11 protein-coding genes and 1 pseudogene are annotated in these 19,938 nt (G+C 70.1%); 4 read left to right on the top strand and 8 right to left on the bottom strand.

Features of this window, described 5'->3' with window-relative positions:
* Nucleotides 1-81: 81 nt before the first annotated feature.
* The 3 genes and pseudogenes from FHR38_RS18810 to FHR38_RS18800 form a co-directional block, all read right to left on the bottom strand.
* Nucleotides 82-3,618: pseudogene (locus FHR38_RS18810) on the bottom strand (ATP-dependent helicase); the annotation flags it as partial.
* Between the two features lie 158 nt (nt 3,619-3,776).
* Entirely contained in the window at nt 3,777-4,322 is a 546-nt protein-coding gene (locus FHR38_RS18805) for an LOG family protein (protein WP_184535895.1), read from the bottom strand.
* Nucleotides 4,323-4,324: 2 nt separating this feature from the next.
* A complete protein-coding gene (locus FHR38_RS18800) occupies nt 4,325-5,176 on the bottom strand; it encodes an LOG family protein (protein ID WP_184535894.1) in 852 nt (283 codons plus the stop codon).
* A gap of 206 nt (nt 5,177-5,382) precedes the next feature.
* On the opposite strand from FHR38_RS18800, the gene FHR38_RS18795 reads away from it, so the two are divergent.
* The gene (locus FHR38_RS18795; protein ID WP_184535893.1) at nt 5,383-5,562 is read left to right on the top strand and encodes a hypothetical protein; all 180 of its coding nucleotides are present in this window, start codon (nt 5,383-5,385) and stop codon (nt 5,560-5,562) included.
* Nucleotides 5,563-5,637: 75 nt separating this feature from the next.
* Here FHR38_RS18795 and dapE read toward each other — a convergent pair whose 3' ends face one another.
* Complete coding sequence (gene dapE, locus FHR38_RS18790; RefSeq protein ID WP_184535892.1) at nt 5,638-6,711, bottom strand: succinyl-diaminopimelate desuccinylase; 1,074 nt, start codon at nt 6,709-6,711, stop codon at nt 5,638-5,640.
* A gap of 196 nt (nt 6,712-6,907) precedes the next feature.
* Here dapE and dapD point away from each other — a divergent pair, with 196 nt between their 5' ends.
* Complete coding sequence (gene dapD / locus FHR38_RS18785; protein ID WP_184535891.1) at nt 6,908-7,867, top strand: 2,3,4,5-tetrahydropyridine-2,6-dicarboxylate N-succinyltransferase; 960 nt, start codon at nt 6,908-6,910, stop codon at nt 7,865-7,867.
* A gap of 69 nt (nt 7,868-7,936) precedes the next feature.
* Here dapD and FHR38_RS18780 read toward each other — a convergent pair whose 3' ends face one another.
* Together FHR38_RS18780 and FHR38_RS18775 are read right to left on the bottom strand one after the other, a co-directional pair.
* Nucleotides 7,937-11,284: a S8 family serine peptidase gene (locus FHR38_RS18780; protein ID WP_184535890.1), complete on the bottom strand. Its 3,348-nt coding sequence runs from the start codon at nt 11,282-11,284 to the stop codon at nt 7,937-7,939.
* A gap of 191 nt (nt 11,285-11,475) precedes the next feature.
* Complete coding sequence (locus FHR38_RS18775) at nt 11,476-14,817, bottom strand: S8 family serine peptidase (RefSeq protein WP_376771488.1); 3,342 nt, start codon at nt 14,815-14,817, stop codon at nt 11,476-11,478.
* Nucleotides 14,818-15,062: 245 nt separating this feature from the next.
* On the opposite strand from FHR38_RS18775, the gene FHR38_RS18770 reads away from it, so the two are divergent.
* Together FHR38_RS18770 and FHR38_RS18765 are read left to right on the top strand one after the other, a co-directional pair.
* Nucleotides 15,063-15,698, top strand: a complete 636-nt coding sequence (locus FHR38_RS18770) for a uracil-DNA glycosylase (protein WP_184535888.1) — start codon at nt 15,063-15,065, stop codon at nt 15,696-15,698.
* A gap of 211 nt (nt 15,699-15,909) precedes the next feature.
* Complete coding sequence (locus FHR38_RS18765) at nt 15,910-18,462, top strand: hypothetical protein (protein WP_184535887.1); 2,553 nt, start codon at nt 15,910-15,912, stop codon at nt 18,460-18,462.
* Between the two features lie 51 nt (nt 18,463-18,513).
* Here FHR38_RS18765 and FHR38_RS18760 read toward each other — a convergent pair whose 3' ends face one another.
* Together FHR38_RS18760 and FHR38_RS18755 are read right to left on the bottom strand one after the other, a co-directional pair.
* Nucleotides 18,514-19,137, bottom strand: coding sequence for a pyridoxamine 5'-phosphate oxidase family protein (locus tag FHR38_RS18760; RefSeq protein WP_312882573.1), 624 nt, complete (start codon nt 19,135-19,137; stop codon nt 18,514-18,516).
* An 86-nt stretch (nt 19,138-19,223) separates the two neighbouring features.
* Nucleotides 19,224-19,892 carry an SIMPL domain-containing protein gene (locus FHR38_RS18755; protein ID WP_184535886.1) on the bottom strand — a complete coding sequence of 223 codons (669 nt, stop codon included), beginning with the start codon at nt 19,890-19,892 and terminating at the stop codon, nt 19,224-19,226.
* Nucleotides 19,893-19,938: the final 46 nt, after the last annotated feature.

Genomic DNA, 19,938 nt, shown 5'->3' with positions numbered 1-19,938 from the left:
GGGCCCCGGCTGACGCTGCCCCGGCTGTCGCTGTCCGGGCGGCTCCAACCGGGTGGGCGGTTCGCCTGCCTGCTCCAGCCTGGCGGGCGGTTCGACCACCTGCCGGCCCTGGCCGGAGACCGGGCAACTGCTCCGTACCGGGCAGACCCGGCACTTCGAGTTGGACACCGCCGAGAAGGTCGCGGCGGCCATCGTGTCGGCGGTACGGCGCACCATCGCCTGCGCCCACCCGGCCTCCGCCGTTTGGCTGGTCGCCACCTGGGACTGTTCGCGGGCGTCCTTCGTACCCGTACCGAGCTGCACCAGGGCCGCCCCACCGGACTCGTCGCCGAACTCGGTGAAGGCCCCCGCCTCCACCGCCGCCTGATAGGCCCCGAGCTGGGGATGCTCGGCGAGTTCGGTCGCCGTCACCGCCGTCGACTTGCCGGTCTTGAGGTCGATCACGACGAGGCGGCCGTCGGCGTCGATCTCCAGCCGGTCCACCCGACCGGTCAGGTCGATCGGCCGGCTGGGGTCGTCGAGGCGTACCGCGAACTCGTGCTCGATGGCGAGCAGCCGGCGCGGATTGCCGGCCAGCCAACGCAGCAACTTGTCGACCATCGCCTCGGCCCGGCTGTGTTCCGGGCCGGCCATCCACCGGGCGGCCAGCTCGATCGCGTCGAATCGGGCAGCCACGTATTCGAGCAGTCGCTCCCGATCAGCACTGGCGTCCTCGGCGAGCATGGCAGCGGCGTGCACCAGGTTGCCGACGCCCTGGGCGGCGCTGGCCGGCGGGCTGCCGCCGTGCTTCTCCAGCAGCCAGCGCAGGCTGCACCGCAGCGCGCTCTCCATGCTCGACGGGGTGACCTTGACCGCCTCCCCCTCGTCGATAAGGGGTCGATCGTCGGAGAGCGTCCGCAGCCCCCACCACTCGTCCGGGTGCGCACCGGGCACCCCGGCGGCGGCGAGCCGGGCCAGCTCGGCGGCGGCCGCACGCCGCCGGGCCGGCGGGGTCACCGGGTCCACCACAGCGGTACGCAGTTCAGCGACGAGCGCCGGCAGGGTAAGCGCCCGAGGTGGCCGCCCGACGGGCAACGTGGTCGACTGCTCGCCCGGCCCGGGTTCGACCGGCCGTGCACCGTCCGAGCCGGGACCGTCCGAGCCGGGACCGTCCGAGCCGGGACCGTCCGAGCCGGGACTGTCCGAGCCGGGACTGTCCGGACCGGCGTGGGCTGGCGTGGCGTGGGCTGGCGTGGCGTGGGCCGGCGTGGCGTGGGCCGGCGTGGCGTGGGCCGGCGTGGCGTGGGCCGGCGTGGCGTGGGCCGGCGTGGTGCCGGGAGACCAGACCGGGTGCAGTTCGTGGAGGAACCGACTCGGCTGCTCCTCGTGGTCCGCGCCGCCGACCGCCGCCGAAGCCACCGCGCTGACCAGGAGCCGTCGCCGGGCACGGGTCGTCGCCACGTAGAAAAGCCGCCGCTCCTCGTCCAGCAGCGCCGAGGTCTGCCCGACCAGGGTCGCCGCCATACCGGCCCCCTCGCCCCGACCGGCCAGTACGTCGACCAGTCGCTCCGAGCCGAGCAGGCTGCCCCGCAGGCGCAGGTCCGGCCAGATCCCCTCCTGCACTCCGGCAACGGCGACGAGATCCCACTCCAACCCCTTCGCCGCGTGCGCGGTGAGCAGTCGTACCGCCTCGCCCCGGTCGGCGCTCGGGGCGAGCGTGTCGGCGGGGAGCTGCTGGCCCAGCACATGGTCGAGGAAGACCTCGGTACGGGCACCGGGCAACCGATCGACGAACCGGGCGGCGGCGTCGAAGAGCACCACCACCGCGTCCAGGTCCCGGTCGGCCGCCGACGCCCGCCAGTCCGGCCCGCCGCCACCCTCACCGGGCATCGGGCCCACCCAGGCACCGACCCCGTCCGGGGAGAACTCACCGGCTCGGGTGGACCCGCTGGCCCGGGAGATCGCGCCGGCCCAGCGTTCGGCCAGCCCGCTGGCCCGCCACACCGCCCAGAGCACATCCTCGGCGGTGGCCCCCGGCTTCGCGGCGGCCTCCCGCGTGGTGGCCAGGAGTCCGGCAACCGCCTGGGCCGGGGCCGCCCACCGCCGTTCGATGGCGGCCAGCTCCGCCGGATCGCACAATGCTTCGACCAGCAGCTCGCCGGAGGGGCGGCGATCCCCACCAGCCAATGCCAACGCCCGCAGCCCCTGGCGCAGTCGCCGCTCCCCCAGCGGATCGGCGCCACCCAGCGGCGAGTGCAGCAATGCGACCGCCGCCTCTTCGTCCAGCCGGTCCGGTTCCAGGGCGCAGCGCAGGAGCAGCAGCAGCGGGGCGACGCCGGGTTGCGAGTGCAGCGGCAGGTCCTCGGCGTGCACCACGGTCGGGACCCCGGCCGCATTCAACGCCCGTTGTATCGGCGGCAGTTGCAGGGCGGTGGAGCGGACCACCACCGCCATCCGAGACCAGGGCACCCCGTCGAGCAGGTGCGCTGCGCGCAGGGCGTACGCCAGGTAGGCGGCCTCGCTGGTGCTGGACCGGAAGGTGCTCACCTCGACGGTTCCGGGCTCGGTGTCGGGCAGCGGGGTCAGCTGGCGGTGGGCCACCGGACCGCGGAGCCGCCGGGCGACCCGCCCGACCGCGGCGAGCAGCTCGCTCCCCGCCCGGTACGAGGTGGTCAACACGACCGTGCGCGCGATCGCTCCCGAGACCGTCCGGAACCGGTGCGGAAACGCGCTCACCCCGGCCGGGTCGGCACCCCGGAAGGCGTACGTCGAGGAGTCCGGGTCGGCGAAGGCGACCAGGGGCTTGCCGCCACCGGCCACCAGGGCGAGCAGGTCGAGCTGGGCCGGGTCGGTGTCGGCGAGTTCGTCGACGTAGACGTACGCCAACCGGCGGCGCTCTGCCGCCAGCAGTTCGGGGTCGTCGGCGAGCAGTCCGGCGGCAGCCCGGACCAGCTCGGCGTTGTCGTAGGCGACCGAGCCCCGGGTGGTCACGTCCCGCAGGGCCAGTACGGCGACGTACTCCCGGAGGAACCGGGCGGCGGCCGGCCAGTCGGCCCGACCGAGTTTCTCGCCCAACCGGGCCAGCTCCACCGGCCCGACCCCCCGCTCGGCGGCCCGGAGCAGCAGGTCCCGCAACTGGGCGGCGAACGCCCGGGTCCGCAGCGCCGGCCGCAGGTCGGTCGGCCAGCCGAACGGGTCGTCCGCACCCTCCTCGCCGACCACGTCCAACAGCTCGCGGATGATCAGATCCTGCTCCGGGCCGGTAAGCAGCCGGGGGGACGGCTCGCCGCGTTCGGCTGCCGCCCGGCGCAGCAACCCGAAGGCGTACGCCGGAAAGGTGCGGACCAGGGGCTCGTGCACCACCCGGTGCTCGCCCTGCGCCACCCGCCCCTCGATCCGGTGGCGCAAGGCGGTGGCTCCCCGACGGCCGAAGGTCAGCACCAGGATCCGTTCCGGGTCGGTCCCCTCGGCCACCCGGGCTGCCACCGATGCGACCAGGGTGCTGGTCTTGCCGGTGCCCGGACCACCGAGCACCAGCAGTGGGCCGTCGGTGTGTGCGACGACCTCCTGTTGTCGGGCGTCGTCGAGGTGCGCCGGCGCGGCGTCAGCCGGCCGGCGGACCAGCCGGTACGCCTGCATGTCGCTCATCTCATCACGTGCGTGTGACGGGCCCGGGGCAGGTCGCCCCTTCCCGGGCCCGCAGCCGTCCATGCGTGGTCGCCGAACTCGACCCCAACGATGCGTGGTCGTCGAACTCGACCCACGATGCGTGGTCGTCGAATTCAGCCGAGCCGAATTCAGTCGAGCCGCGCCTCGATCGCGTCCAACGCGGCCGGCACCGAGTCGACCACAATCAACAGGTCCATCGCTCCCGGCTTGGCGAACGCCTGATCGGGCAGGCCTCGCAGCCAGTCGAGCAGCCCCCGGTAGAAGCCGTCCGCGTCGACCAGCACCATCGGCTTACGGTGCATCGCCAGGGTCGCCGTGGTCCACACCTCGAAGAGTTCGTCCAGGGTGCCGAGCCCACCGGGCAGGGTGAGAAAGGCGTCCGACTTGTCGATCATGACTGTCTTACGGGTGGCCATCCCGTCGGTGACCATCAGCTCGTCGGCACTCAGGTCGGCGACCTCCAGGTCGACCAGCGACTGTGGGATGACCCCCAGGGTGTGCCCGCCACCGGTTCGCGCCCCATCGGCCACCGCACCCATCATGCCGACGCAGCCACCGCCGGAAACCAGGGTGTGGCCCCGCCGGGCGATCTCCGAACCGGTCTGCGTGGCGAGGTCGAGCCAACGCTGGTCGAGGGAGACGGAGGAGGCGCAGAAGACACAGACCGCAGCCATCCTCAACGCTCCCTGGACGTGGCGGAAGGCGCCTCCTGGCTGGCCTCGGTCTGGGCGACGGCCGTCTCCCGGACGGCCTCCCGCTCCGCGCCGAGTGCCGCGTCCGCGTCGACGATGTGCCGTACCGCCGCCGTCACGTCGTCGGTGACGCAGATCAGGTCGAGGTCCACCGGACCGATCTTGCCATCGACCATCATCGTGTCGCGCAGCCAGTCGAGCAGCCCACGCCAGTAGGTCTCCCCCATCAACACGACCGGGAACCGGGTGACCTTGCCGGTCTGCACCAGGGTCAGTGCCTCGAAGAGTTCGTCCATGGTGCCGAAACCACCGGGGAGTACGACGAACGCCTGGGCGTACTTGACGAACATGGTCTTGCGGGCGAAGAAGTACCGGAAGTCGATGGCCAGATCGACCCAGTCGTTGATGCCCTGCTCGAACGGCAGCTCGATGCCGAGCCCGACCGAGAGTCCACCCGCCTCGCTGGCTCCCCGGTTGGCTGCCTCCATCACCCCGGGTCCACCGCCGGTGATGACGGCGTAACCAGCGCGGGCGAGCGCGCCCCCCAGCTCTTCGGCCAACCGGCACTCCGGGCTGTCCGGCTTGCTCCGGGCGGAGCCGAAGACGCTGACCGCGGGTGGCAGATCGGCCAGGGTGTCGAAGCCCTCGACGAACTCGGAGAGGATCCGCAGGGCCCGCCAGGCGTCCTTGGTCTTCCATTCCTCCCGGCTTCGGGAGTCGAGCAACCGCTGGTCGGCGGTACTCTTCGGAATGACCTGCCGCCGCAGCGTGACCGCCCCTCGATGCCGCTCGGGGCCGGGTTGACGGTCGGTGTTCCGACTCTTGCTGTGGCTCATGGGCTCAACGGTAGTGGTGCTGGCCAGACCCGGTAACTCGGCCATCCACTCTCTTCGGGAGAACATTCCCTTCTGCCGGAAGAAAACCGCTGGATTATCGGTTATCAGTGGCAACTAAATCGGTGGTTCACGCGTCTAACGATTTACATACTGGGTATGTACGGTGCCGGGTGCACTGTCGGGAGCGCCTTCGGGGGAGGGCAACCATGATGAACAACAGCGAGATGAGCCGCATCCGCCGGCAGATGCGGCAGCGGATCCGGGATGTGGTGGCCGAGCGCCGACTGGCCCGCGAGAACGACGCCAACCTGGTTGAGGCCACCAACCAGACGGCGCAGCTGGCGGCGGACTCGCCGATCGACGAAGGATCCCTGATCGGCGGTTAGGCAGGACGATCAACCTCCGGGGTCGGGGTCGGGCAGCCGACCCCGACCCCGATCCCGATCCCGATCCCACCCAACTCAGGATTGCGCCAGCCAGCGGTGCAGGGTCGCGGCACCATCACGGATCTTGCCAATCTCGACGTGTTCGTCCGGGGCATGCGCCAGGTTAGGGTCGCCCGGTCCGAAGTTGAGTGCCGGGATGCCCAGCGCGGCGAACCGTGCCACGTCCGTCCAGCCCAGCTTCGCCACCGGTGCCGCACCGACCGCAGCGAGGAACTCACGCGCCGGCTGGGCGGTCAGCCCCGGCAACGCACCCCCCGCCGAATCGGTCACCGCCACGTCGAAACCGGTGAACACCTCGCGTACGTGTGCCTGCGCCTGCTCCTCGCTGCGGTCCGGCGCGAAGCGATAGTTGACCTCGACCTCACACCGGTCCGGGACCACGTTGCCGGCCACCCCACCCTGGATACGGACCGCGTTCAACCCCTCCCGATAGGTACAGCCGTCGATCTCCACGGTCCGCGCCTGGTACGCCGCCAGCCGGTTCAGCACCTCACCCGCTGCGTGAATCGCGTTCACCCCCCGCCACGATCGGGCCGAGTGCGCCCGTCGCCCGGTGGTGCTCACCATCGCCCGCATGGTCCCCTGGCAGCCCGCCTCGACCACGCCGTACGTCGGTTCGAGGAGCAACGCGAAGTCGGCGGCCAGCCACTGCGGATGCGCCTGGGACACCAGGAACAGACCGTTGTACCGAGACTCGATCTCCTCGGCCTCGTAGAAGAAGTACGTCACGTCGTACCGGGGGTCTGGCACCGTCATCGCCAGGTGCAGCGCGTACGCGACCCCCGACTTCATGTCCGACGTACCACAGCCATAGAGCAGGTCGTCGCGTAGCGTCGACGGGAAGTTGTCGTTGTGCGGCACGGTGTCCAGGTGTCCCGCCAGCACGATCCGCTGCGCCCGGCCCAGCTCCGTACGGGCCATCACCGTGTTGCCGTGCCGCTGGACGGTCAGGTGCGGGGCCGACCGGAGCACCTGCTCCACGCAGTCGGCGATAGCCTTCTCGTTGAGCGACACGGACTCGATGTCGACCAGAGCACGGGTCAACGCCACCGGGTCGGCCAGCACCTCGGGGGTCAGCGGGTTATCCATGCTGCACAACGGTACCGTCGTCACCGTGAGGGCGAGGAGCGAGCTTGCGAGCCCCGCAGTTCACGAACGAAAGGCAAGCACCGTGAGGGCGAGGAGCGAGCTTGCGAGCCCCGCAGTTCACGAACGAAAGGCAAGCACCGTGAGGGCGAGGAGCGAGCTTGCGAGCCCCGCAGTTCACGAACGAAAGGCAAGCACCGTGACGAACCCGCAGTCCGCCTGGGGCATCGGCCTGGCCACCATCACCGCGGATGACCAGGTGCTCGACACCTGGTACCCGACCGGCAAGCTGGGGCTCGGCCCGCTGCCCCTGGTGCCCGGCGAGGATTCCGGTGACGTACTGGACCTGCCACCGGGAGCGATCGGGGATCGGGCACTGCCGGGTCTGCGTACGGTGCAGGTGGTCACCGAGATCAAGTCGCTGGACGATCCGATCTCCGGCGCGTCCGACGCGTACCTGCGGTTGCATCTGCTCTCCCACCGCCTGGTCCGACCCAACGAGCTGAACCTCGACGGCGTCTTCGGGGCGCTGGCCAACGTGGCGTGGACCTCGGCCGGACCGTGCCCGCCGGACCGGGTGGACGAGCTGCGGGTCGTCGAACGGGCTGCCGGCCGATACCTGGCGGTCTACGGGGTGGACAAGTTCCCCCGGATGACCGACTACGTGGTGCCCTCGGGGGTACGGATCGCCGACGCGGACCGGGTTCGGCTCGGTGCGCATCTGGCCGCCGGGACCACGGTCATGCACGAGGGCTTCGTCAACTTCAACGCGGGCACCCTCGGCACCTCGATGGTCGAGGGGCGGATCGTGCAGGGTGTGGTCGTCGGCGACGGGTCGGACATCGGCGGCGGCGCGTCGATCATGGGCACGCTCTCGGGTGGCGGCACCGACAAGGTCCGCATCGGCGAGCGCAGCCTGCTCGGGGCAAACTCCGGGGTGGGCATCTCCATCGGTGACGACTGCGTGGTCGAGGCGGGCTGCTACATCACCGCCGCCTCCAAGATCGCACTGCCGGACGGGCGGGTGGTCAAGGCCCGCGAACTCTCCGGCGTCGATGGGCTGCTGTTCTGGCGTAACTCGGTCACCGGGGCGCTGGAGGCCAAGCCTCGTACCGGCCAGGGCATCGCGCTGAACGCCGCCCTGCACGCCAACGACTGAGGTGTTAGGAAGGACCCCTTCTTATCGCTTTCTGCCTTGGAGGGGGCCCTTCTCCTAACACCCAAAACATCAGATCAACCTGTATGCCCTGATCACGCTCTGCGTGACGGTGTTACCGGCCGAATCGACCGCCTTGGCGCGCAGCGACACATAACCGGGCTGGCCCGGGTGTTGGACGCTGGCCACCCAACCCTTGTCGGCCGAGCAGACCTTCGCGTTCTGCCAGGTCCTCCCGTCGTCGTAGGAGACCTCGACTGTCAACGACCGCACCAACGCAGCCGGGGCGCCCGGCTGACGTACGACAGTCACCGGAATGTCGAACACCCGACCGGCCGGAGCCGCATTGGCAACATCCAGCGTCAGCGCGTACCGCACCACCATCGCCGGCAGCCGAACCGGGCCATCCCCGTCAACATGACCGGACCGGAACGTCCAGGCCGCCTCCACCCGGGTGCCCAACTCGCTCACGCTACGGGTCGCCGACGCCTCCAGCCGATAGTTGGCCTGCCCCGACGGCACCTCGAACTCGCCGAACCCGGGTTCGGTGTTTTCCCCGACCAACACCCCGTTGCGATACAACGCCGTACGCGCGGTGTCCGGCAACGACTCGCCAAGGTGTCCGGCGTTGTCACTGAACAGCGACGGGTTGGCCCCGATCTTGTCGCCTTGCCGAGTGAGTCCGTCGGTGGGCCGGTAGTCGGGAAACGTCGGGCCGTACGGCGCGGCATTCCAACGTTCCTGATAGTGCTGACCGGCCTGGTAGAGCGTCGGCGCCGAGGCGAGAACCGTCTCCGTCACCGCCCAGGAGTCCGGATCGTCCCGCCGTTCGAAGTACACCTGGGCCCGCCACCGCACGTTGTTGGTGTTGTAGTACTCGACGCGCTGGCCTGGCAGGTCGGTCTGGACGTACGCCGTCACGCTACCGGTTTGTTGCGGGTGCACCGGGATGACCTCACGGAAGACCTCCCCGTTGGGTCGCATCGCGCCCCGCAGATCCTGCTGTACGGTGGCCAGGTCCTGCTGCCGATAGTGCCGGACGAACCCGGTAGGCACCTGCCCGGTTACCACCTCGGAGACCGAGTACAGGTAGGGACTGTTGTTGATCGTCCCCTGGTCGTCCGGCTTTCCCCACTGGCCGGCGAAAGTCGCGTAGAACCGACTGGCCGGGGCCGTCGGACCAGCGTTTCCGACGCTGAGGTTCGTCAGGCCACCGCGTACTCCGCTTGTCACGCTCCACGGCCCGGACGGCGTCGGGAAGGTGAATGCCACGTAGGCCGCGGCCAGGACTGCGCCCGGCTCCGGCACGGTCAGCTGGACCGGCTTGGCCTGACGCGCGTCGAAAGTGACCGTGGTGTCCTGGCTCAGCGTCAGCTCGGGCAGGGCGAGCATGGCCCGCTCCTGCCCAGATTCACGCGGGGTGTCCAGCCAGGTGTGCAGTCCGTAGCGTCCCTTGGGCAGGCGAACGGTCACCGTGCCGTCCGCGTCGTACAAGTAGTCATGTCGATATTCGTCAAGTCCGAGAAGGACGGACTGATAGTTACCGGTTACCGCACCGTCCGCGTCGACGTGGGCGACGGTGAGGTTGTAGCTTTCCAGTTCCTTGTCGACCGCCAGCGGGGTGTTGACCACGGTCGAACCGGCGGTGGCCAGCAGCCGGCCGGTGTACTGACCGTCCGGGCTGGTCACGCTGGTGTCGGCGGTCACGGTGACCTCCGCCTGACCGCCGGCCGGCACGGTGACCTGCGTGGCACTGACCTGGAACATCCCGGCCGGAGCGCTGGCCCCACCCGGGCCGGTGACCTGCGTGCCCAGTTGCAGGGTGATCGCCTCAGCACCCGGGTTGCGGTAGGTCACCGTACGGGTGACCGGCTCGTCGTCATCATGCGGCCAGGCGGGCCGACCATAGGAGATGCTCACCGGGTTGCCGGTCACGGTCTGGGTGATCGCCCGGGCCACATCGACCCGACCCGCACCCTGCTGGTACGCGGTCAGCGCCGGATTCGGCTTGGCCGAGGCGACCAACGCCGCCTTGAGCTGATCCGCCTTCCAGGTTGGATGCTGCTGCGCCAACAATGCGGCAGCCCCGGCGACATGCGGCGCCGCCATCGACGTACCCGACATCGCCGCATAGCCATCCCCGGCCGGGGTACCCGTATCGGTACCACTGGCCCGAGCGGCGACGATATCCACCCCGGGCGCCGTGATGTCCGGCTTGATCGCCTCATCACCAACCCGCGGACCCTGACTGGAGAAGTCCGCGAGTTGCTCGTCCCGATCGACCGCACCCACGGTCAACGCCGCGTCGGCGCTACCCGGCGAGCTGACCGTACCCTCGCCACCATCGTTGCCCGCCGAGATCACGAACAGCGTGCCGGTCTGCGCGGTCAACGTGTTGACCGCCTGCTCCAGCGGATCGATCTCCGGGGTGTCCGTAAAACCGAGGCTGAGGTTGACCAGCGTGGCCCGCTTCTCCGCCGCCGCCCACTGCATTCCGGCCAGGACCGCCGAATCCGTACAGGAGGTCGACACACAAACCTTGCCGGAGAGCAGGGTGGCGTCCGGTGCCACTCCCCGATACTTCCCGCCGGAGGCCGCACCACTACCGGCGACGGTGGCGGCGACGTGCGTGCCGTGCCCGATGATGTCGCTGTCCTCCGGTGCCTCACTGAAGTTACGGGACTCGGCCACCTTGCCAACCAGATCCGGATGCTCGACATCGACACCGGTGTCCAACACCGCGACGGTGACCCCGCGACCCGTGAACCCCACCTGATACGCAGCCGGCGCACCGATCTGCGCCACACTGCGGTCCAACGACACCCGACGCTTACCATCGAGCCAGATCCGGTCGACACCACCCGAGGTGTCGGTCCGCGCCATCTGCGGGCCGGTGGCGATCGTTGCCCAGAACTTGTTCGCCTGGCTCTTTCCGACGCTTACCGCCGCACCACCGATGGCCGGTAGCTCCCGGGTCACCTCGGCCTCGGCGGTAGTGAACGTGGCGGCAGCCCGGCTGGCAACCCCCGGGCGATAGCTGACGAGCAACGGCAGACTGTTCCGAGCGGCATCGTGGTAGCCGTCCCGGATCAGCCCCCGCACGTCGAACAGCCGGCGATCCAGCTTCCCGTCCCGGACCAGGAGCTGCGCATCCTGCGGAATCACGTACACCGCATCCCGATGCTGCTCCGTGAGGAACTGGATGTGCTGGCGGCCCTTCGCGGGCCGGATGCTGGTGGCACCGGATGGGGTCAGGGTGACCCGGTCACCGGTGAGCAGGGTGACCGTACCGGCCCCGGCCCGGGCCGTCCCGGGTGGTGATCCGGCCTGAGTCGGCACGCCCAGCGGGCCGGTGACTGGGCTGGCTGGCTTCGCCCAACCGGCCGGCGCGGTGCCGAGCACCACCCCCGCCGTGAGCATGACAGCCGCGAACTTCCTCGGTAACTGCAACGCGTACCTCCAGGATCGGCGTAAGCCGAAGGAGAAATTGATCTATCGAAGGTAGGACGGTGGCAACCCTCGAAAACATTGCGCGCCGTTGGGAGTTTTCCAAAAAGGTTGGCCCGGGCCGCCGGCTTGCGCCGATGGTCCGGGCCCCTTCCCGAAGGAGATCAAATCAACTTGTACGCCCTGATCACGCTCTGCGTGACCGTGTTACCGGTCGAGTCGACCGCCTTGGCGCGAAGTGACACGTAGCCGGGCTGACCCGGGTGTCGGACGGTCGCCACCCAGCCCCTGTCAGCCGAGCGAAGCTTCGCCTTCTGCCAGGTCTTTCCGTCGTCGTAGGAGACCTCGACCGTCAACGACCGCACCGCCGACGTGGGCGCACCGGCCTGGTGCGCCACGGTCACCGGAATGTCGAACGCCCGACCGGCCGGAGCCGAGTTCGCAACGTCCAACCTCGGCGCGTACCGCACCACCATCGCCGGGACCGCGCTGAAGTCGTCCCCGGGAACGTGCCCCGACTTGAACGTCCACGACGCCTCCACCCGGGTACCCAACTCGCTGACATTCCGGGTGGCGAACGTCTCCAGCCGATAGTTCGCCCGGTCCGACGGCACCTCGAACCATCCGTACCCGGGCTCGCTGTTCTCTCCGACCAGCGCACCGTTGCGATACAACGCGGTACGCGCGGCGGTGGTCAGCGACCCGCCGGGGTGCCCGCCGCTGTCCCCGAACATCGGCAGGTTCACCAGCATGTTGTCGCCCTGCCGGACGATCCCGTCCGTAGACCAGTACCCGGGGAAGGACAGACCGTACGGTGCACCGTTCCAGCGCTGCTGGTAGTGCCGGCCGGCCCGATAGGTGGCCGGGATGGCTTGCAGGACCGTCTCCGTCACCGGCCACACGTCGTCGCCCTGCCGGGAGATCTGCAACTCGGCGGTCCAGCGTACGTCCTTGGTGTTGTGGTATTCGACGCGCTGACCGGGCACCGGAACACGCAGTACGGCGGTCCACGTACCGAGGTTACCGTCGTGTACCGGCAGCACGAGCCGGTCGGCCCACTGCCCCGGTAGCAACGTGCCCCGGAACTCGTTCCGTACGGTGGCCAGGTCCCGCTGTCGATAGTGCCGGACGAAGCCGGTGGGCATCCGGCCCGGAATCGCCTCGGAGACCGCGTACAGGTATGGGCTGTCCTGGAAGAATCCGGAGCCGTCCGGGCGGGCCCACTGGCTGGCGACCGTCGAGGCGAACTGGCTGCCCGGTACGGCCCGGCCCAGTTGCCCGACGGTGACGGTGGCGAAGTCGTCGGTCAGCACCGAGAAATTCCCGACCCAGAACGGCGTGCTGAAGGCGTAGCCCACCGTCCCCAGTGCCAGGGCGGCGGTCGGCTCCGGCACGCTGACCTCGACTGGCTTGGTCCGACGCGCGTCCAGGGTGACCGTGGTGTCCCGGGTCAACACCAACTCCGGCTGTACGAGCACCGCGAGGTCGACCTCGTCGCCCCGCTGGGTCTCCAGCCAACTGCTCAGGCCATACCGCCCCTTGGGCAGACGGATGGTCGTCGTGCCGCTCGCCGCGTACGGCATCTCGTGGCGGTACGCGTCGAGCCCGACCACGTACGTCCGATAACCCGTACCGGCGTTGCCGGTCGCGTCGACGTGCCGCAGGGTCAGGTTGTAGCTCTCCGGTTCCTTGTGCACGGCCAGCGGGGTGTTGACCACGGTCGACCCGGCGGTGGCGCGCAGCCGACCGGTGTAGTGCCCGTCCGGACTCGCCACGCTGGTGTCGGCGGTGACGGTCACCTCGGCCTGGCCACCGGCCGGGACGGTCACCTGCGTCGCGCTCACCCGGAACATCCCGGCCGGCACGGCGGCCCCACCCGGGCCGGTGACCTGGACGCCCAACTCCAGGGTCACCGCCGTCGACCCGGTGTTGCGATAGGTCACGGTCCGGGTGACCGGCTCGTCGTCGGCGTGTGGCCACGCCGTACGACCGTAGGAGAGCCCCACCGGGCTGCTGGTCACCGTCTGGGTGATGGCGCGGGCCACGTCGACCCGACCGGCCCCCTGCTCGTACGCGGTCAGCGCCGGGTTCGGCTTCGCCGACGCGACCAGGGTCGCCTTCAACTGCTCGGCCCGCCAGGCCGGGTGCTGCTGGGCCAGGAGGGCCGCCGCACCGACCACATGGGGCGTCGCCATCGACGTACCCGATGCCGCCACGTATCCGTCCCCGACCGGCTCCCCCATCTCGGTGCCGGTGGCTCGCGCAGCGACGATCTCCACCCCGGGCGCGGTGACGTCCGGTTTGATCGCGTCGTCGCCGACCCGGGGACCACGGCTGGAGAAGTTGGCAAGGTTGTCGTCCCGGTCCACCGCTCCCACGGTCAACGCCGCGTCGGCGCTACCCGGCGAGCCGACCGTGCCCTCGCCACCGTCGTTGCCCGCGGCGATCACGAAGAGCGTGCCGGTCTGCGCGGTCAGCGTCTCGACCGCCTGCTCCAACGGATCGATCTCCGGCGTGTCCATCCCGCCGAGGCTGAGGTTGACGAGCGTGGCCCGCTTCTCCGCCGCCGCCCACTGCATCCCGGCCAGGATCGCCGAGTCGGTGCAGTAGGTCGACTCGCAGACCTTCCCGGCGAGCAGCGTGGCGTCCGGGGCCACTCCGCGATACCTGCCGCCCGATGCGGCACCACTGCCGGCGATGATCGAGGCAACGTGCGTGCCGTGTCCCACGGTGTCGCCGTCCTCTGGTGCCTCACTGAAGTTGCGGGACTCGGCCACCCGCCCAACCAGATCCGGATGCCCGCCGTCGATTCCGGTGTCCAGCACCGCCACGGTCACCCCGCGACCGGTGAGTCCGGCCTCGTGGGCGGCGGGCGCACCGATCTGCGGCACGCTGTGTTCCAGCAGGACCTGCCGCTTGCCGTCCAGCCAGATCCGGTCGATGCCACCGGTGGTGTCGGTGCGCATGGCCGCTGATCCGGTGGTGGCCGCTCCCCAGAACCTGGTGGCCGTGTCCTTTCCGACGGTCACGGCTGCGCCGCCGACCGCCGGCAGGTCCCGACCCAGTTTCGCCCCGGCGGCACCGAAGGTCGCGCCGGCCTGTCGAGCGGCCCCGACGCGGTAGGTGACGATCAGCGGAAGGCTGTCCCGAGCGGCATCGTGGTAGCCGTCGCGGAGCAACCTGCGTACGTCGAACAGCCGGCGATCCAACCTGCCGTCCCGGACCAGACGCTGCGCGTCCTGTGGGACCACGTATAGCGAGTCCCGGTCCTGGTCGACGAGGAACTTGACGTGTTCCCGGCCCTTGGCGGGCTGGACGGTGGAGGAACCGGACGGGGTCAGGGTCACCCGGTCCCCGGTGAGCAGGGTGACGGTGCCGGCCCCGGTCCGGGCCGTCCCCGCGAACGGTCCGGCCGGGACGCCCGCATCCGGTGGTACGGCGGTCGGAGCGGCTGGTTTCGCCCAACCGGCCGGGCCGGTGCCGAGCACCAGGCCGGCGGTGAGCATGACGGCGGCGAACTTTCTCGACAAGTGCAACGTGTACCTCCTGGATCGACGCTGAGTCCGAAGAAGCAACGGATCTATCGATGGGAAGACACTCCTCGCCACAAACACGGAAAGTCAAGACTTGACCACGGAAACGTAAAATGCATCGACATGTGCGGGCGGCCGGACCACTGTCACCTGGCCAACGTCCACTTCTGCCACCTGGCCGGTATCCTGCGGCGGTACGCGACCGGCATGATGCCTTCATGGACCTGACGAGCGCAGCGAGGGCCAACCGCGACACCGAGACCGTGAAGGCGAAGCTCGCCCGCCTGGACGAGCCGCACATCGCCCCGATCAGTCGGCTCGTCGAGGAGATCCGCGTGCTCGTGGGCCACCGGGAGTTGCCGTACGTCGACCCGACCTTCGGCGGGGTGGCGGCGGAGGTGCTGTTCCTGTCCGACACCCCGTCCCGGACGGCGGCGACGAAGAGCACCCTGCTCTCCCTCGACAACGACGAGGCGACCTCGGCGCACGTGTGGGAGTTCTATCGGGCCGCCGGGTTGGCCCGGGAGCGCTGCGTGCACTGGACGGCCCTGCCCTGGTTACCGGCCGACAGTCGGCGCAGGATCGAACGCGCTACCGTCGAGTCGGCGCTGCCCTGGCTGGCTCGGCTCATCGACCTGCTGCCCCAGCTCAAGCTGGTGGTGACGATGGGCGAGGTGGCCCGACAGGCGTTCTCGCTCTACCTGTTCCGCGAGGATGCCCGGCTGGTCCCGTGGCTCGCCGTGGCACCGCCCACCGGCCGGACCCGGACCGCCAGCCCGCTGCTGTGGAACGACATCGAACGGGCCTTCGACGTCGCCGCCCGGGTCGCCGCCCCCGAGCGAGGCCGACCATAGCCCCGCTCCCGCTGTGCCGGCCGTAGCACCGCTCCCGCTGTGCCGGCCATAGCACCGCTCCCACTGCGGGCTACCCCACCAACTGCCCCACACTCTGCCCCACCAAAATGACATTCATCCGGCTATAACCGACAAGCCGATCGGTGGAATCGACCGATCACCCTTTGCGCGCACGCTGGGCACTTGAGCCGTCACCCTTCGGGAGGTCCTGATGGCTGGACGAGTGCTTGAGCTGCGCGTACACGGAGTTTCCAACACGCCCCCGGCGGAGATCCTCGGTCTCCGAACCCGTCCCGGCGGGTCGCCCGCACAGCCTCGGCTCGTCGCCGGTGACGCCACCACCGGCTTCTACCGGCCCCGGACCGACCCGGCCGAACCACCGACCGTCGAGGCGTACAGCTGGGGGCAGCTCACCTCCGGGGCCCGGACCGCCAAGGACATCAGGCGCGCGCTGTGGACCTTCCTGTTGCCGTTCACCCTCGCCAACGTCGCGTTGTACGCCCGCCCGGAGATTCCCGCAGACCCGAGGCGAGAACGCCTCATCAGCCGCACCGGGCTCAACGCCTGGCTGGTCCGGATCTTCTGCCTGAGCCTGACCGGCACCCTGGTCCTCTCGGTGACCGGGGTCGCGGTGGACCTGATCGCCTGGCAGTGCGTGGACGAGGACTGCCTGAGCCAGGTTCCCGGCCCCTGGGAGTTCCTTGCCTCCGGCTGGTGGGGAGCGGGAGCCCGCCCACTCGCCGTCGGACTGCTCGTCCCACTGGCGGTGCTGGCCGTCGTGGGGCTGCTCAGCTGGCGGACCTACCAGTACGAGGCCGAGATGCCCAGTGGCCCAGCCGAGCCGGACGACCGACCCCAGCTCGACCACCCGCTCCAGGATGCCGACTTCTGGTGCGGCGAGGGCCAGGTGCGACGGCTCGCCATGGTGCACCTGACCGCGGGGGCGACCATCGCCGCCATGGTCCCGCTGGGCGCGGTACTCGCGATGGACCCACCCCAGGGGACACGCGCGATGCTGACCTGGGGCGTCCTGGGGCTACTCGGCACGGTCGTACTGCTCGGCATCGGGACCCTCGGCCATCCGTACACCACCCGCAAGGGCGGTCGCTCCTCGATCCGGCCGTACGGCCTCCTCCTCAGCGCCTTGGCGGCGCTGGGCGTACTCGGCACGCTGGTGGTGCTACTGCTGCCCGACGGACCGGCCGGGGTGCCCCTGCACGAGCTACGCCCCTCGCCCGGCTGCACCGTGGACAGCAGTCGTAACGGCTGCGTCGAGGACCGCTCCCTTCCCGGCTACGACACGATCCTCACCTGGCTGGCCGTCATCCAGGTGCTACTACTCATCGCGATCGCGGGCGTGTCCCGGTCGGGCCGTCGGGCGCTCGTCGTACCGGTGGTCACGGCCGTGCTCGTACCAGTGGCCTGCGGATGGGTGAACGGGTGGCTGCCGGGCCTTCCATCCGCCCCCGACCAGATGCGTAGCTGGATGGTCGCCGCCCCCGCCCTGGCGGTGACCGCGGCGATCACCCTCCTGTTTCCCCGGGCCCGGACGGAACCGACCCCGCCACCCGTCGACCGGTGCGTTGCGGCGGCCTGGGGCGGCCGGGGACCGGCGGTGCTGGCCGGAATCGCCTGGCTGCTCGCCATCTCGTACAGTGCCGGACTGCTCTACTGGACCACCGACCGGCTCAACAACGGGGCCACCCCCAGTGGACTCTCCACGATCACCCCACCGATACCGGTCATGTGGGCCGGCATCGCCTACCTGGTCACCCTGGCCGCCACCGCCGGTGCCGCCGGACACGCCTGGCTGATCCTCGCCCGGTTACGTCGTCGCAGCCTGGCCCAGCTCGTCCCACCAGGCAGCGCCCTCTCCCCCCACGAACGACGCCGGGCCTACGACGTGGCCACCTACCACGGTCTGCACCAACTCGTCGGCGAGCACGCGTTGGGGCTGGTCGGCCGGTTGGTGCTGGTCGCCGTGGTGCTGGCGGGCGCGAGCGCCGCCGCCGCCCTTTCGCTGAACCGGCCGGTCCCCCAGGACGCGACCGGGTGGTTGCTGGCCGTCAAGGCCGCCGTCGACATCGGCAACTCCCTGCTGGGGCTGCTGCCGGTGCTGGTGGCCGGTCTCGGCCTGCTGGTCTACCGCAACGACACGGTACGCCGTAGCGTCGGGGTGATCTGGGACATCGGTACGTTCTGGCCCCGCTCGGCGCATCCGCTGGCCCCACCCAGTTACGCCAGCCGGGCGGTGCCGCAGTTGCAGACCCGGATCGCCGGGCTGATGGCGCTACCCGAGGACGATCCGCGCCGGGCGGACGCCATCATCCTCTCCGGGCACAGCCAGGGCTCGGTCATCTGTGCGGCGGTCATCCTGCAACTGCATGCCCGGTGGCGGCGACGAATCTGGTTCTTCTCGTACGGGTCCCAGCTGACCCGTCTCTACGGTCGGGCGTTCCCCGCGTTCTTCGGCCCGCATCGACTGCCGACGGTGGCCACGGCACTGACCACCGCGCCTGGCCGGACCTACTGGACGAACTTCTGGCGGGAGACCGATCCGTTGGGCTGGCCGGTCGCGGCGGCCGAACGTGAGCTGCGGGTACGGGACCCCGAGGGGCTACATCCCACCGACGGGGAGGTCAACGACCCGCCGATCCGCAACCACAGCGGCTATCCAGACTCGGTCGAGTTCCACCGGGAGAAGGACACCATCGTCGCGATGTTCACCGGGACGGTACCGGCCCCGCGTGGCCACCCCGACTGAGGTGTGAGGAAGGGTGCCCTGTATCGCTTCCCGCCTTGGAAGGGGCCCTTCCTAACCGGTGTAGAGGCGTGTCGCGTACTCCGCGCCGTAGTAGCGCTCGAGTTCTTCGAGGCTCTGGTCCCGGCGGGTGGTCTGCTTGGCGATGGCAGCCTGGGACGGCACGGCCGTCGGGTCCCAGGTTTCCGAGGACCACAACGCGGACCGCAGGAGCGCCTTCGAGCAGTGGTAGAAGACCTGTTCGACGTCGACGACGAGAGCTAACTGCGGGCGGTGTCCCTTGACCGTCATCTGCTCGAAGAACGGGGCGTCCCGTACGATCCGGGCCCGACCGTTGATCCGCAACGTGTCACTCCGGCCGGGAACCAGATAGATCAGCCCGATGTGCGGATTGTCCAGGATGTTGGTGAACCCATCGGCTCGCCGGTTGCCCGGCCGTTCCGGTACGACGATCGTGGTGTCGTCGAGGACCAGGGTGAACCCGGATGGATCCCCCTTGGGCGAGACGTCGCAGGTGCCGTCCGCGCCCGAGGTGGCCACGAGACAGAACGGCGACGCGGCCAGCCACTGCTTGTCGAGGTCACTGAGGAAGGTCCGTTCCTTGGCCATCACCGCCCGGGTCGGCGCACCGAGGATCGCCCGCAGCTCGTCGTGCGAGGTCACCTCGGCCAGAGGGATGGTCTCCTCCGCAAGCGGAATAGTCTCCTCCGCCGGTGGAACGGTCCCCTCCGGTGGAACGGTCCCCTCCGGTGGAACGGTCCCGGTCACCGCTCGACCGGCCGGTCGAGGTCCGGCTCGCTGATGCTGAACCGCGCCTCGACACCGGCCTGCACCGTCTGCACCTGCGGATCGAGGTCGAGTTGCGGCGGCCCACCGAACTGTTCCGCTCCACCGCCGCCGTACGCCGCCCGGGCCATCATCATCGGTTGCGCAGACAGTCCGGTGTCGGCGATTTCCAGCAGCGCGGTGACCCGGGCGCCGAGCGCCTCGGCGTACTCCCGGGCGCGGACCACCGCGTCGCCGATCGCGGCCCGCCGCGCCTGGCGATGTACGGGGCTGTCCGGCCGCAGTTCCCACCAGGGCCCGGAGACGCCGGTCTGGTCCTGGTCGGCCAATCGCATCATCAACTCACCGAGCACCGTGAAATCGACGACCGTCACGGTGGTGGAGACGGTGCCGTGGTAGGCCACCACCCGCTCACCGGAACGCTTGGTCTCCGGCCGGACCCACAGTTGCCCGGTCTCCCGCCGCTCGATCGCCGGGCCGTACTCCTCGATCAGCCGGCGGACCGCTTCGGACCGCTCGGCGAGCCGCGCCAGCGTCGCCTGGCGATCCTTGTCGCGCGCCGTCACGGTGACCGAGAAACGGGCGAGTTCGGGCGGCACCTCGCGGTGGACCTCGCCCCGTACTGACACGACCGGGCCATCTACCATTTCCCCACCCTAGCCGGATCGGCGTGGGGTCGCCGGTCGCGTGGAG

This window comes from Micromonospora polyrhachis, from assembly GCF_014203835.1.
Lineage (GTDB): Bacteria > Actinomycetota > Actinomycetes > Mycobacteriales > Micromonosporaceae > Micromonospora_H > Micromonospora_H polyrhachis.
The sequence above is the reverse complement of the archived record's forward strand: the minus strand, read 5'-3'. Positions and strand labels throughout refer to the sequence as shown.

Coding starts and splice junctions, on each gene's coding strand:
- FHR38_RS18800 (WP_184535894.1), bottom strand. CDS start 5,176: ATGAGCCACAGCAAGAGTCGGAACACCGACCGTCAACCCGGCCCCGAG.
- FHR38_RS18775 (WP_376771488.1), bottom strand. CDS start 14,817: ATGCTCACCGCCGGCCTGGTGCTCGGCACCGGCCCGGCCGGTTGGGCG.
- FHR38_RS18795 (WP_184535893.1), top strand. CDS start 5,383: ATGATGAACAACAGCGAGATGAGCCGCATCCGCCGGCAGATGCGGCAG.
- FHR38_RS18755 (WP_184535886.1), bottom strand. CDS start 19,892: ATGGTAGATGGCCCGGTCGTGTCAGTACGGGGCGAGGTCCACCGCGAG.
- dapE (WP_184535892.1), bottom strand. CDS start 6,711: ATGGATAACCCGCTGACCCCCGAGGTGCTGGCCGACCCGGTGGCGTTG.
- FHR38_RS18765 (WP_184535887.1), top strand. CDS start 15,910: ATGGCTGGACGAGTGCTTGAGCTGCGCGTACACGGAGTTTCCAACACG.
- FHR38_RS18780 (WP_184535890.1), bottom strand. CDS start 11,284: ATGCTCACGGCGGGGGTGGTGCTCGGCACCGCGCCGGCCGGTTGGGCG.
- FHR38_RS18770 (WP_184535888.1), top strand. CDS start 15,063: ATGGACCTGACGAGCGCAGCGAGGGCCAACCGCGACACCGAGACCGTG.
- FHR38_RS18805 (WP_184535895.1), bottom strand. CDS start 4,322: ATGGCTGCGGTCTGTGTCTTCTGCGCCTCCTCCGTCTCCCTCGACCAG.